The organism is Deinococcus aquatilis DSM 23025, from assembly GCF_000378445.1.
GTDB lineage: Bacteria > Deinococcota > Deinococci > Deinococcales > Deinococcaceae > Deinococcus > Deinococcus aquatilis.
On record NZ_KB899711.1, the window covers coordinates 22,312 to 36,339 of the forward strand.

Annotated in this window: 12 protein-coding genes; all 12 read left to right on the forward strand. The window is 62.5% G+C overall.

Translation table 11 applies throughout. The features are described 5' to 3' along the window. Positions 1-102: 102 nt before the first annotated feature. The 12 genes from nuoD to F561_RS0111105 all read left to right on the forward strand — a co-directional run bounded on the left by nuoD (position 103) and on the right by F561_RS0111105 (position 13,971). Entirely contained in the window at positions 103-1,335 is a 1,233-nt protein-coding gene (gene nuoD / locus F561_RS0111050) for an NADH dehydrogenase (quinone) subunit D (RefSeq protein WP_019010030.1), read from the forward strand. Positions 1,336-1,340: 5 nt separating this feature from the next. Further along, on the forward strand, positions 1,341-2,156 hold the full coding sequence (locus F561_RS0111055) for a DUF1963 domain-containing protein (protein WP_157451798.1): 816 nt from the start codon (positions 1,341-1,343) through the stop codon (positions 2,154-2,156). Beyond that, on the forward strand, positions 2,153-2,782 hold the full coding sequence (nuoE, locus tag F561_RS0111060; protein ID WP_019010032.1) for an NADH-quinone oxidoreductase subunit NuoE: 630 nt from the start codon (positions 2,153-2,155) through the stop codon (positions 2,780-2,782). Before F561_RS0111055 ends, nuoE begins: the two co-directional genes overlap by 4 nt. After that, positions 2,779-4,119: an NADH-quinone oxidoreductase subunit NuoF gene (gene nuoF, locus F561_RS0111065; RefSeq protein WP_019010033.1), complete on the forward strand. Its 1,341-nt coding sequence runs from the start codon at positions 2,779-2,781 to the stop codon at positions 4,117-4,119. Before nuoE ends, nuoF begins: the two co-directional genes overlap by 4 nt. Further along, positions 4,116-6,305, forward strand: a complete 2,190-nt coding sequence (gene nuoG / locus F561_RS0111070) for an NADH-quinone oxidoreductase subunit NuoG (RefSeq protein WP_019010034.1) — start codon at positions 4,116-4,118, stop codon at positions 6,303-6,305. Before nuoF ends, nuoG begins: the two co-directional genes overlap by 4 nt. Continuing rightward, on the forward strand, positions 6,305-7,477 hold the full coding sequence (gene nuoH / locus F561_RS0111075; protein ID WP_019010035.1) for an NADH-quinone oxidoreductase subunit NuoH: 1,173 nt from the start codon (positions 6,305-6,307) through the stop codon (positions 7,475-7,477). Before nuoG ends, nuoH begins: the two co-directional genes overlap by 1 nt. Positions 7,478-7,544: 67 nt before the next feature. Further along, positions 7,545-8,084 (forward strand): NADH-quinone oxidoreductase subunit NuoI, encoded by a 540-nt coding sequence (nuoI, locus tag F561_RS0111080; protein WP_019010036.1) that lies wholly within the window; start codon positions 7,545-7,547, stop codon positions 8,082-8,084. Then, a complete protein-coding gene (locus F561_RS0111085) occupies positions 8,081-8,695 on the forward strand; it encodes an NADH-quinone oxidoreductase subunit J family protein (RefSeq protein WP_019010037.1) in 615 nt (204 codons plus the stop codon). The genes nuoI and F561_RS0111085 overlap by 4 nt, the downstream gene beginning before the upstream one ends. Then, positions 8,695-8,997, forward strand: a complete 303-nt coding sequence (gene nuoK, locus F561_RS0111090; protein WP_019010038.1) for an NADH-quinone oxidoreductase subunit NuoK — start codon at positions 8,695-8,697, stop codon at positions 8,995-8,997. The genes F561_RS0111085 and nuoK overlap by 1 nt, the downstream gene beginning before the upstream one ends. Positions 8,998-9,005: 8 nt before the next feature. Beyond that, positions 9,006-10,922 carry an NADH-quinone oxidoreductase subunit L gene (gene nuoL, locus F561_RS0111095; RefSeq protein WP_019010039.1) on the forward strand — a complete coding sequence of 639 codons (1,917 nt, stop codon included), beginning with the start codon at positions 9,006-9,008 and terminating at the stop codon, positions 10,920-10,922. 175 nt (positions 10,923-11,097) lie between these two features. Further along, the gene (locus tag F561_RS0111100; protein ID WP_019010040.1) at positions 11,098-12,522 is read left to right on the forward strand and encodes an NADH-quinone oxidoreductase subunit M; all 1,425 of its coding nucleotides are present in this window, start codon (positions 11,098-11,100) and stop codon (positions 12,520-12,522) included. After that, positions 12,523-13,971 carry an NADH-quinone oxidoreductase subunit N gene (locus tag F561_RS0111105; protein ID WP_019010041.1) on the forward strand — a complete coding sequence of 483 codons (1,449 nt, stop codon included), beginning with the start codon at positions 12,523-12,525 and terminating at the stop codon, positions 13,969-13,971. It abuts the gene before it with no gap. Positions 13,972-14,028: the final 57 nt, after the last annotated feature.

Genomic DNA, 14,028 nt, shown 5'->3' on the forward strand with positions numbered 1-14,028 from the left:
GGACCGCAACAAGATTCTGAGCTTATGGGCCATCAACTGCGGCTTGCGGCCCGAAGGAGTGGTGTCATGGCACTAAATTCCGGCACATTGCCCCGTGAGCAAATGAAGCCTGACCATCAGGAATCCACTTCTGCCGAGCGCCTGGGCAGTGAAACGGGCGCACTGATGCACACCGAGATCATGAGCCTGAACGTGGGGCCGCAGCATCCCAGTACGCACGGCGTATTGCGGCTGGTGGTCGATATGGACGGCGAATACGTGATCAAGGTGACGCCGCACATGGGCTACCTGCACACGGGCTTCGAGAAGACCTTTGAAAACCGCACCTATCAGCAGGGCGTGACCTACGCGCCGCGCACCGATTACCTGCACTGCTTCGGGCACGAGCTGGCCTACGTGCTGGGCGTGGAAAAACTGCTTCAGGCCGAGGTGCCGGAGCGGGCCACCATCGTCCGGGTCATCCTGCACGAGCTGGGGCGGATTCATAGCCATCTGGTCTTCGTGGGCACGGGTATGCTGGATCTGGGCGCACTGACGCCGTTCTTCTATGCCTTCCGCGAAAAGGAAGCCCTGCAAGACCTGTTCGAGTCGGTCTGCGGCTACCGCATGAATCAGGGCTATTTCCGTGTGGGCGGCCTGTCGCGCGATATTCCCGAAGACTGGCCCGCCCGCGTCTCAGTGTTCCTCGATCAGTTTGAGAAAGGCGTGACCGAGTACGAGAACCTGTTTGCCAAAAACCCGATTTTTCTGGACCGTGCCACGGGCGTGGGCGTCATTCCCCGCGATGTGGCGCTGGATCTGGGCCTGACCGGGCCGAACCTGCGGGCCAGCGGCGTGGGCCTCGATCACCGCAAGGCCAACCCGTACTGCGGCTACGAAAACTACTCATTCGATGTGCCCGTCAGCACCGCCGGAGACAGCCTCGCCCGCTTTCAGGTGCGCCTGCTGGAATTCCGCGAGAGCGCCAAAATCGTGCGGCAGGCCCTGAAGATGCTGAAGCCGGGGCCGGTCAAAGACCCGAACCGCAAGATTTCACTACCGCCACGCCACGAACTCGAAACCAGCATGGAAGCGGTCATTCACCACTTCAAACTGGTCACGGAAGGCTTTCACCCGCCCGTGGGCGAAGTGTACGTGCCCGTAGAAAGCGCACGCGGCGAGGTGGGCTATTACATCGTGTCGGACGGCGGTTCCATGCCCTACCGCGTCAAAATCCGTGCGCCCAGTTTCGTGAATTTGCAGGCGCTGGAATATGCCTGTGTGGGCAGCCAGTTTGCCGACCTGATCACCATTCTGGCAACCATCGACCCGGTGCTGGGAGACGTGGATCGGTGACGGTGATGGAACTCGTTTTGCCCACTACGCATCAGCATTTAACCTTGCCTGACACGCCGGAATCCCTGAAAGAACGGAAGGGTTGGATTCTTTCTAGTGTGCGTCCGGCATGGCTTCTGCGTGCTTCTGACTCGCAGAAAGTTCAGCCGCTTGAAAGTTTCCTCGGTGGTGACTCGCCCTACCGAGCTGAAGGTCAGCCGTGGCCGTCCTGCCCACATTGCAAGCGTGAGCTGGGGTTCGTCATGCAGGTAATGCTGACTCAAGAAGTGGTTGAGAACATTCCCAATATGAAACCGGGAACTTTTCAGTTCTGGAATTGTTGGTACTGCGTTCCGAAAGGAGATGCTTACGCCGATGCCCGCGAATTGCAGACATTTGACACCGATTTCCTGCCTTTCGGAGCTTCTCGGTCAATCGTCCGTTGGTTTGAAGATCAGAATTTGGGTTTTGGCCCACCGCATAAGTCGGAACAAAATCTGCCTTTCTTAAAAGTCCTGACCCCCGAACCCTTTCTCAGTTTGCCTGCTTACTTCGATGAGCGTTTCCAAGTTGAGGAATGGTCTGAGGATGAGCTGAGTGATTACGACGACGCATTTATGGATGCACTGAACAGCGAAACGATTAGTCAAGTTGGAGGTTATCCGTCTTGGATTCAGGATGGGGTACAGCCTAAGAACCCAGTTGCAGACAAGAACGCTGAGTTCGTCATTGCGCTTGGCACCGGGGACACAGACGTATTTTGGGGAGACACAGGTTTTTACTACTTCTTTGCAGCCGATGGCGATTTGGCTGAACCGTTTGTGCTGGAGCAGACCCGATGAAGGGAGAAACCTTGACCTACTTTGCAGATAAACAACCCCTCGTGGCCGACATCTTTTCCCGCTATCCGGCCTCGCCGCAGGGTCGCCGCTCGGCGCTGATGCCTCTGCTGCGTGAGGTGCAGAACGCGCACGGCTACGTTTCCGAAGCCCAGATGGCCGAAATCGCCGCGCTGTGCGGCACGACAGCCACCGAAGTTCGGAGCGTCATGAGCTTTTATTCCACCTATCACACCGTTCCCACGGGCAAATACCACCTGCAAGTCTGCTCCACGCTGATGTGTTCTCTGGCGGGCAGCGATGAACTATGGGATCACCTCGTAGAAACGCTGGACGTGCAGCCGGGGGAAGTCTCGCCCGATGGCCGGTTCAGCGTGCAGAAGGTGGAATGCCTCGGCTCGTGCGGCACAGCTCCCATGATGCAGATTGGCGATGAGGGCTATTACGAGAGCGTGACCCCCAGCAAGTGCGCCCGTATTCTGGCCGCCCTGCACGCCGATACGCCGCTCGCGCCCGACAATCTGGTGCCCGTGACGGTGAACGCCGAGGGGCGGCAAACGCTGGCTACCGGAGAAATGGTCGGGGCCAGCATCGGCGGCCTTTCTTCCCTGACCGGAGGCACCGCATGACCGCCACCCTGACGCCGCCCAAACCGATCACCAGCGGCAAAGACCCCCGTTTTGCACCCACGCTGTATGCCCATGTGGGTCAGGATCAGAGCTGGACGCTGGAGTATTACCGCCGACACGGGGGCTACGAAGCGGTCAAGCGGGCTTTTGCCATCGGCAACGACGCCGTTATTGATGAGGTCAAGAAATCCGGCCTGCGCGGGCGCGGCGGCGCGGGTTTTGCCACGGGCCTGAAATGGTCCTTCATGCCCCTCAACGACGGCAAACCGCACTACATCATCTGTAACGCCGACGAGTCCGAACCCGGCTCCTTCAAAGACCGTTACCTGCTTTCCGAAGACCCGCACCAACTGATCGAGGGCATGATCATTGCCGCGTTTGCGATGCGGGCCTCTGTGGGCTACATCTACGTTCGCGGCGAGTACGTGCATGCCGCCGAGCGCGTGTGGGCCGCCATTCACGAAGCGCGGGATGCTGGGCTGTTGGGCCAGAACATTCTGGGCAGCGGCTTCGATTTCCAGATTCAGTTGCACCGGGGCGCGGGCGCGTACATCTGCGGCGAAGAAACCGCGCTGATGAATTCGCTGGAGGGCCTCAGGGCCAATCCTCGCCTCAAGCCGCCGTTTCCCGCCGCCGCTGGCCTGTACGGGCTTCCCACCACCATCAACAATGTGGAAACCTTCTGCGCCGCCACCCAGATCCTGAAATTCGGCCCCGACTGGCACGCAGGCATGGGCACCGAAAAAAGCAAGGGCATGAAGCTGTTTCAGATCAGTGGCCCAGTGGCGCGTCCGGGCGTGTACGAGTTGCCGCTGGGCACCACCTTCCGCGAACTGATTTTTGACTGGGCTGGTGGCCCGCTGGAGGACATCAAGGCCGTGATTCCCGGCGGCAGCAGTTGCCCCATGCTGCCCTACGACGACAAAACGCTGGATACGCCGATGGATTACGAGGCCATCGCTGCCGCCGGAAGCATGCTGGGCACAGGCGGCGTCACCCTGATTCCCCGCGCCGACTGCATCGTGAATGCCACCTGGAACATGGTGCGCTTTTATGCCCACGAATCCTGCGGCAAATGCACGCCCTGCCGCGAGGGAATCAGCGGCTGGATGGTCAGGATGTACGAAAAACAGGTGCGCGGGCGCGGGCAACCCGGCGACGTGCAGCTGATTCTCGATATGTCCGAAAACATCGGTGGCCGCAGCTTCTGTGCGTTGGCGGATGCGTGCCTCGGCCCAGTCCTGAGCAGCATCAAACTGTTCCGCGAAGAATACGACGCGCTGGCGAACACGCAGACGCCGCTGTATGGGCCGCGTAAAAGGTGGAAAGACGTATGAAAGTCACCATAGATGGTGTTCAGGTTGAACTGCCTGCCGGAACCTCGGCCATCGACGCCGTGTTCCACGCGGGGCAGGATGTGCCGTTCTTCTGCGCCCACTCGTACCTGTCGCCCGTGGGTGCGTGCCGGATGTGCCTGATCGAGTCGGGCAGCCCGCGCAAAAACCCCGATGGCAGCTTTGTGATGGAAGGCGAGGGCGACGCCGCTACCCCCAAGATTTTCTGGTTTCCCAAGCCGATGGCCTCCTGCACCATGCAGGCCACCGAGGGCATGCACATTCGCACCGCCGCCACGTCCGATGTGGTCGCCAAGGCACAGGCGGGCATGATGGAATTTACGCTGCTGAACCATCCGCTGGACTGCCCCACCTGCGACAAGGGCGGCGCGTGCGAGTTGCAGGACCGGGCCTTCGAGTACGGCTACGGCGCAAGCCGCTTCGGGTTTGACCGCCGCCACGCCGACAAGCATTACCCCCTGTCAGACTTCGTGATTCTGGATCAGGAGCGCTGCATTCACTGCAAACGCTGCGTGCGCTACTTCGAGGAAGTGCCGGGGCAGGAAGTGCTGGACTTTATCGAGCGCGGCGTCCACACCTTTATCGACACCGAAGAGGGCGGCCTGCCCACCGGATTTCAGGGCAACATCACCGATATTTGCCCGGTAGGAGCGCTGCTGGACAACGTGGCCCGTTTCCGGGGGCGCAACTGGGAATACGACCACACCCCCACCACCTGTACCCTGTGCCCCGCCGGATGTTCGATCACCGCCGATGCCCGCAATGGTCGTCTGGAGCGCGTGGTGGCCCGCGAAAACCGGGAAGTCAACGAGGCCTGGATCTGTGACGCGGGCCGTTTCGGGCATGTCTTTGCCTCCGAAGCCCGACTGACCAAACCGCTGGTGCGCGTGGACGGCCAACTGGTGGAAACAGGTTGGGACGAAGCGATTGCCGCCATTCGTGCGGGGCTGGATGGCCTGAATCCTGCCGACCTCGCCCTGTTCCTGCACGCCGATTCCACGCTGGAGGAAGGCGCGGCGCTGGAAGCCCTGGCCGCGCTGACGGGCACGGCGTCGGTGGATCACTGGCCCCGCTACCCCGCCGAAGTGCTGTCGAACGCCACCCTGAACGACATTGCCACCGCCGACGCCGTGGTCGTGCTGGGCGCAGATCTGGGAGAAGAAGCCCCGATTGTCGAACTGCGCGTGCTGGAAATGCTGCGCGGCGGCATCCTGCCCCCCGAATACGCGCACGGGACGGCCATTGCCGACCTCCGACTGGTCGAGCGGCCTGCGCGGAAGCCGGAAAAGCTGGCGGTCATCGGTTCGCCTTCCCGGTTGTCGGGCCACGCCGGAACCTTTGTGCAGGCCAGCCACGCCGACCTGCTCACCCTGATTCGCCCCGATTCCGAGGGTGCGCGGACCGCTCTGAACCTGCTCAACAGTGCCAAAAACCCTGTTCTGATCCTGGGGGCCGATGTGCTGAACGGGGCCTCGGCGGGCGCATTCGCTACCCAACTGAGCGACCTCGTGGCCCGCACCGGGGCCAAAGTCATGGCGATTCCGGCGGCAGCCAACAGCCGGGGACTGGGCCACCTGAACCTCGTGCCGCGCACGGGTGGGCAGGGGTACGCTGCCGTGAACCATACGCGGGCAGCGTTCATCTCCCGCCTGGATCCAGTGGCCGCAGGACAGCGTTTGGGCGGTTTCTCTATCGTCCACGACACGCACCTGACCGCCACCGCGCAGGCCGCCGACGTGGTGCTGCCCGCCGTGACGGGTTATGAGAAACGAGGCACCACCGTGAATGTGGAAGGTCGCCTCCTGCCCCTGCAACAGGCCGCCCTGAACGCGGGCGAGGCCGCCGACCTGATTCGCACGCTGGCGGCACTGGCCGAAGCTTTGGGTGTGCGTACCCGTATCCGTGGCCTCAAATCGGCGCAGGCTCTCCTGCAAACCCGCCTCGGTGTGGACGTGACAGGCCTGCCCGAAGCCGGAGTCATTCGGCCCCTCGGCCCCGTGTACGCCGCGCCCACCGGACAGGCCCACCGCCCGCAACTCTGGACCGAGCGCATGACCCTCAAACCCGACCCGTGGAAGGCGACTTGGGTTGACCGGATCGAGAGTCTGGTCGAGAACAAGTGGGAATTGCCGATGGCCGGGGCGCAGACAGCGGGGGGAGACGACTGATGCCAGATTGGATTGTTCAACTGCTGATTACCTTGCTCAAGGGCGTGGGCGTGGCGCTGGGCCTCCTGACCACTTTCGCCTACATGACCCTGATCGAGCGCCGCCTGCTGGCCCGTATGCAGATTCGACTGGGGCCAAACCGCGTCGGCCCGATGGGTCTGCTTCAGCCCCTTGCCGACGCCATCAAGAGCATTTTTAAAGAAGACCTCACGGTCACGCTGGCCGACAAGCTGGTGTACACCCTCGCGCCGATCATTGCCATCGGGTGTGCGCTGACCGCCTTTGGTGGCCTGCCCGCTGGCCCTCCCGGAAGTCTGTTCGGGGCCGATCCGTGGGTGTACAACCTCGATGCCGGACTGCTGGCGCTGCTGGCGATCATGTCTATGGGCGTGTACGGCATTTTTCTGGGGGGCTGGGCCTCGGGCAGCAAATACCCGATTCTGGGCGGCCTGCGCTCCAGCGCCCAGATGATTTCCTACGAACTGGGCATGGGCCTGAGCGTGCTGGGCCTGCTGATGCTGGTCGGCACCACCTCCTTTCACGGCATCACGCACTGGCAGGCCAACAACGGCTGGATGATCCTGTTTCAGCTCACAGCCTTTGTCCTGTTTCTGATCAGCTCGTTTGCCGAAACCAACCGCACGCCCTTCGACTTGCCCGAAGCCGAGCAGGAAATCGTGGCGGGCTACCTGACCGAATACAGCGCGATCAAGTGGGCGCTGTTTCAGATGGCTGAATACGTGAACATGATCACCGCCTCCGCCGTGATGGCAACGCTGTTTTTCGGCGGCTACCGGGGGCCGGAGTTCCTGGAAGGTCTGATTCCCGGCATCGCCAGTTGGCCCTTTATCTGGCTGTTCATCAAAATCGCCGCCTTCCTGTTCCTGTTTATCTGGGTGCGTGCCACCCTGCCGCGCCTCCGCTACGACCAACTGATGCGCTTTGGCTGGAAGCTGCTGCTGCCCGTGGCCCTCACCAACACGGTGCTGACGGCAGCCATCATCGCCTTTTCTACAGGCCGGGTGCGCGTCTGGCTGCTTATCTTGCTGGGCGTGGCGGGTGTAGCCCTCCTGATCGGTTTCAGTGACCGCGTGCGCGTGTTGTGGACAACCCCCACCGTGCGCCGCGAAGACGTGAACCTGACGCCAGCCCGTCCTGCCGGGGGAGACTGAATGTTCTGGTTTTGCCACTTTTCCCCACGTCCTACACCCCACATCCCACACCCCTTCGGAGGCAACTATGGGCGTCCTTGAGATCGCCAAGGGCATGGGCATCACGCTCGGCAAACTGTTTCAAAAGCCCGTCACCGTCAGCTATCCCGAACAGCGGGCCACCCTGCAACCCCGCTTTCGTGGGCGGCATGTGCTGACCCGGCACCCCGGCACGAACCTGGAAAAGTGCATCGGCTGTAGCCTGTGCGCCGCCGCCTGCCCCGCCTACGCCATCTATGTGGAGGCCGCCGAAAACGACCCCGCCAACCCCACCAGCCCCGGCGAGCGCTACGCCAGCGTCTATGAGATCAACATGCTGCGCTGCATTTTTTGCGGCATGTGCGAAGAAGCCTGCCCTACGGGCGCAGTGGTCATGGGCAACGAATTCGAGATGGCCGATTACCGCTACGGCGATTTTGTGTATGCCAAAGAAGACATGCTGGTCGGCGTGGAAGGCAGCCTGCCCCAGCGCCGCGAAGCCGCCCGCAAGGGTCAACCGGTACGCCTCGGCTTCAAGGTGGAGGGCGGCCCCAGAGCCGAATTGGAGGGGGTGACGTACCCTCAATGATGCTCGCGTTTATCATCCTCGGCGCTCTGACCCTCGTGGGCGGCGTCATCACCATTTCGGCCCGCAACGCCGTTCACGCCGCACTGGGTCTGGTGGGCACCCTGCTCAGCGTTGGTGGGCTGTTTGCCTCCATGAACGCCTCTTTTCTGGCGGCCACACAGGTCATCGTGTACGCCGGGGCCATCATGGTGCTGTTCCTGTTCGTCATCATGCTGCTGAATGCCAACCAACCCGTCACCGGGCGTGACCCCGTGCCCTTCGTGCGCGAATTGGCGGGCATCGGCGGCACGCTGCTGGCGGGCGCTTTCGTGGTGCTGGCCTTTACCTACGAAGATCCTGCACCGCTGGCGACTTCAGCCGCCGCGCTCCGGGGCGGCACGGCAGGCGCAGTCGGAGAAACCCTGCTGACCCGGTTCCTGCTGCCCTTCGAGGCGGTCAGTGTGCTGCTCCTGGTCGCTATCGTGGGTGCAGTGGCGCTGGTGCAGCGGCCCGTGCCCCAGCCTGATGGCGTACCAGACACCGAACCTGCTGGCCTGCTGGCTCCCGACACCGGGCTGGTCTTCGAGTCCGTAACCCAGGAAGCGGTCCTTAAAGAAAGGGGGCGTGCCTGATGGTTCCCACCACCTACTACCTCGCCCTGTCGGGCATTCTGTTTGCGCTGGGCATGATCGGCGTCCTGACGCGGCGCACCGCCATCATGGTCTTTCTGAGTGTGGAACTGATGCTGAATGCCTCCAACATCGCGCTGGTGGCCTTTGCCCGCTCGTGGGGCGACCTGACCGGACAAACTGCCGTGTTCATCGTCATGACGCTGGCCGCCGCCGAAGTCGCTATCGGCCTCGCCATCATCATCGCCATCTTCCGCAAGCGCGAAACCACCAACGTGGATGATCTCGCGACCCTCAAAGGCTGAGTGAAACAGTGCCCCTCTATCTTCTTCCGCTGTTTCCGCTGCTGGGTTTTGCCCTGCTGATCTGCCTGCCGCGCCTCTTTCCCGGCAAATCCGGCGGCCTGCTGGGTTCGGCTGCGGTGCTGGCTAGCTTTCTGGTCGCGCTGGTGCGTTTCCTCGGTCAATCTGAGACGCCCTCCCACGAAATCCTGTGGACCTGGCTGCCCAACATGGCCCTCAACGCCAACCTCAGTGTCGGCTTTTATCTGGATCAACTCAGCGCCCTGATGATTCTGATCATCACGGGCATCGGCTTTCTGATTCACGTCTATTCCCTGAGCTACATGAGCCACGACCCCAAATTCACGCGCTTTTTTGCGTTCCTGAATTTCTTTGTGGCGATGATGCTGATTCTGGTGCTGGCCGACTCCTACCCGCTGATGTTCGTAGGCTGGGAAGGCGTGGGCACGGCGTCCTTCCTGCTGATCGGATTCTGGTACGCGGGCCGACACGCCGACACCACCAACCCCCAACTGGCCGACGAGAGCAACCGCGAGGGCATCAGCAATTCCAACGCCGCCCGCAAAGCCTTCATCATGAACCGCATCGGGGATCTGGGCTTCATGCTGGGTATGTTCCTGATCTACAAGCTCTACGGCACGCTGTCCATTCCCGAACTGAGTGAGCGCGCCGAATCCACGCGGGTGGCTGTGGCGGGCATCGAACTGGCCTGCCTGTTCCTGCTGGTGGGGGCCATCGGCAAAAGCGGTCAGTTGCCCCTGACCACTTGGCTCCCCGATGCGATGGCTGGCCCAACCCCCGTTTCAGCCCTGATCCACGCCGCCACGATGGTCACGGCGGGCGTGTATCTGGTGGCCCGCAGCCACTTTCTGTACGACCTTGCCCCCAACGCCTCGCTGTGGGTGGCCTGGATCGGCGGCCTGACGGCGCTGTACGGTGCGCTATCGGCCCTCAACCAGCACGACATCAAGAAGATTCTGGCCTATTCCACCGTGTCACAACTGGGCTACATGTTCATGGCGGTGGGCCTGCACGCGTATTCGGCGGGCGTGTTCCACCTGCTCACGCACGCTTTCTTCAAGGCCCTGCTGTTTCTCGCGGCGGGCGCGGTCATTCACGCACTGCACGATCAGCAGGATGTGCGGCAGATGGGCGGCATGCGGAAATTCATGCCGTTTACACACCTCGTCTCGTTGGCGGGCGTGCTGGCAATCTCGGGCATTCCCATCTGGAGCGGGTTTTTCTCCAAAGATGCGATTCTGGCCGCCGCCTACGAAGCCAATCCGCTGCTGTACGTGATCGGGCTGGGCGTGGCCCTCCTGACTGCCTTCTATATGGGCCGCTGGTATTTTCTGGTCTGGCGCGGCGATTACCGGGGCACTGTGGCCCATCCGCACGACGCCGACCTGACCATGAAAGTGCCGCTGGGCATTCTGGCCGCCCTCGCCACCTTCGGCGGTCTGCTGAATATCCCCAGCTTTCTGGGTGGCAACCACGCCTTCGATACTTACTTGGGCCGCGCCATTCCGCTGCATCCCCACGAAATCGCGGCCAGTACCGAATGGCTCCTGACTGCGTTGGCTGTCTTGGCGGGCGTGACCGGCTTGCTGTGGGCCTTTGCCGAACATCGCCGCCGCAGTCTGGCCGATGGACCGCTGGGTGCGCTGAGTACCAACGCGCTGTACCTGGACGCCCTGTACGACAATACCGTCAGCGCCCCCAGCCGCGCCCTTGCTGGAGCCTTCGACAGCATTGACCGGGGAACCGATGGTCTGGTCAATGGCATCGCCCGCAATGCCGGAGCACCGGGCGGTCTGTTTACCCTGTGGCAGAGCGGTTTTGTGCGGGCCTACGCAGTGTCGATGCTGCTGGGCACGGCGCTGATGCTGGGCTACTGGGCGCTGAAGACGATTGGAAGTGGGGCGTGAGAGGGTTAGTGGTCAGTGGTGAGTGGTTGGTGGGAAGGTCAAAAGATATGTGGCCGCCATCTAACTGGTCTGCTGTTGCATTTGACCGTTTCCCGTGCCACTTCATACATTCCAACCCCCTCTTTTCCCACTCACCACTGACCACTCACCACTTACCGCCCCTGCGAGGCCCCCAATGATCCACTTCATGATTTTCCTGCCGCTGCTGGGGTCGCTGCTGCTGCTGCTTACGCCTGTGCGCTGGCGCGAGGAAGTGGCCGGATTCTTTGCCGCCGTGACCCTCGGCCTCGGCCTTGCCATCTGGCGGGCGGGCGGCACCGAACTGTTCAGCATCAACTGGGTGCCCTCGCTGGGCATCACCTATTCGGTGCAACTGGATGGAGTCAGCCTCGCGCTGTCGCTGGTCGTGGCCTTCATGACCCTGATCGCTATCCTGTACGCCTCACGGCGGGTCGCCAATCCGGGCACGATGCTGGCGCTGGTGCTGGCGATGGAAACCGGGCTGCTGGGCATTTTCGCCGCCCGCGACCTGATCCTGTTTTATGTGTTCTTTGAAGACGCCCTGCTGCCCGCCCTGCTGATGCTGGCGATTTACGGCAAATCCAACCGGATGCGGGCGCTGGTCAAATTTGCGGCCTACACGCTGTTCGGCAGCCTGCTGATGCTGGTGTCGATCATCGGGGTCAAGTCGCTGGGCGGCAGTCCTACCTTTGCACTGGTGGATCTGGTCGCCAATCCGGTCACGGGTCCGGCCCAGACCTGGCTGTATCTGGGCTTCCTCGCCGCGATGGCGGTCAAGCTTCCGCTGTGGCCCCTGCACGCCTGGCTTCCCGATTTCCACGAGCAAAACCACGACAGCGGCGTACCCGACCTGATGGGCACGCTCTACAAGGTCGGCGGTTACGGCATCTTCCGCTTCGGGATCGCGCTGTTTCCCGATGCCTCTGAGGAACTGCGCCCGATTCTGATGGGGCTGGCCGCATTCACGGCGCTGTACGCCGCCTGGATCGCCTTCCGGCAGACCAACTGGAAACGGCTGCTGGCCTACGCGGGCCTCTCTCACATGGGCTTCGTGGCGCTGGGTCTGTTCAGCCTCAACGAAACCGCCGTCATCGGGTCGATGTACCTGCTGGCCTTCCAGAACGTGTATACCGGGGCGCTGTTTCTGGCGGTGGGCATGTTGCAGGAGCGCGTGGGCAGCCTCGATACCCGCGTGGGCGGCGTGATGAATCAGGCGGGCGCACTGGGCGGCCTCACGCTGGCGCTGTGGTTCGCCTCCATCGCCGTGCCCGGTCTGGCCGGATTCGTCGGAGAATTCAGCATCCTGCTGGGCGCGTATCAGGTGCAGCCGTGGATCACGTTCGTGGCGGGCCTGACCACCATCGCCGCCGCTGTGTACGCCCTGAGCGCCTTCCAGACCACCTTCTGGCAGGGCCGTCCGTTGGGTGGGGTGCGTGTGCCCGACCTGCAAAGCACCGAGTGGCTGGTGCTGGGGCTGCCGCTGGCGGTGGCGCTCCTGTTCGGCGTGTATTCAGCTCCGGCCCTGAACCTGATCCAACCCGCAGTTAAAACCGTTCTTGCCGCGCTGGGAGCCAACTGAATGCTGCAAATTCCTGATGTGGCCCTCGCGCCCATGCTGCCCATCCTGATCGTGCTGGCGGGGGCCGTTGCCAGCACGGTGCTGGGGTTCAACCTTCCGCGCCGCGCCCTGACGATCATCAATCTGGTCATGCTGGTCCTGTCGGGCATCAGCATGGTCACGCTCTGGGACAGCGGCGCAACCGCGTTCGGCGGTGGCCTGCAAGCCGACAACGCCGCCATCTTGCTGGGCCTCACGATTCTGGTGGGCAGCATCATGACCCTGCTGGTCAGCCTCGATACGGCCTACCGCGCCCGCGTCTCGTTTCCCGAATTCGATGCCATGCTGATGTATGCCATCACGGGCACGCTGCTGATTGCCTTTTCCGGCGACCTGATCGTCATGCTGATCGGGCTGGAAATCATGAGCCTCAGCGGGTACGTGCTGGCGACCCTGCAAGCCTCGCGCCGCGCCGAGGAATCGGGCCTGAAGTATTTCCTGCTGGGTGCAGTGGGCAGCGCCATCCTGATCTACGGCATCGCCTTCGTGTACGGCGCAACCGGCAGCCTGACCTACGCCGGAATTGCCGCCAAAGCCAGCGGCCTCACGCCTGCCAACGTGGGCATTCTGGTGGGCGGATCACTGCTGCTGCTGGCGGGCTTCGGCTTCAAGGTTGCGCTGGCTCCCTTTCACCAGTGGACGCCTGACGTGTACGGCGGCGCTCCGACCAGCGTCAGCCTGTTTCTGAGTACGGTGGTCAAGGTGGCGGCCTTTGCCGGAATGCTGCGCGTGTTCGGCGGCGCACTGGCCGACGCCCCCGGCTGGTCTTCGGTGCTGCAAATTCTGACGGCGGCCACCCTGATCATCGGAAATACGGCAGCCCTCTTTCAGCGCAACTTCAAGCGGATGCTGGCCTACTCGGCCGTGGCCCACACGGGCTTTCTAGCGATGTGTCTGCTGGGAACCCCCCAGGCGGGCGGCGCGGCACTGGGATATTACCTGCTGGTCTATACCCTGATGACGGCGGCAGCTTTGGCGGTTGTGGCGGCCCTGCAACGCGATGAAATGGGCATGGAAATAGACGATCTGCGTGGCCTGTATTACCGCCATCCCGCCTACGCGGTGGCGCTGGCCGTGTGCCTCGCCTCGCTGGCGGGCCTGCCTCCCTTCGCCGGATTTTTCGGCAAGTATCTGGCGTTTCAGGCGGCCTTTCAGAACGGCTATGTGTGGCTGAGCGTGCTGGCGGCCCTGACCAGTGTGGCCGCGCTGATCTATTACCTGCGCCCCGGCATGCTGATGTTCATGCCTGACCGCACTCCGGCCCGCGAATACCCGCACGGCCAGCGCACTCCCACCAATTTTGCCGTCGTACTGGGCGTCTTGGGCGTCACGGTGCTGGGCATTTTGCCGAATATCTGGTACGGCTGGGTTCAGAATCCGGCCATCTGGCAGTTCCTGGCGGGAAGGTAGAGAGGGAGTGGGCAGTGGGTTGTAGGGTGTAGGACAAACCATCACAGAGCAGTGGGC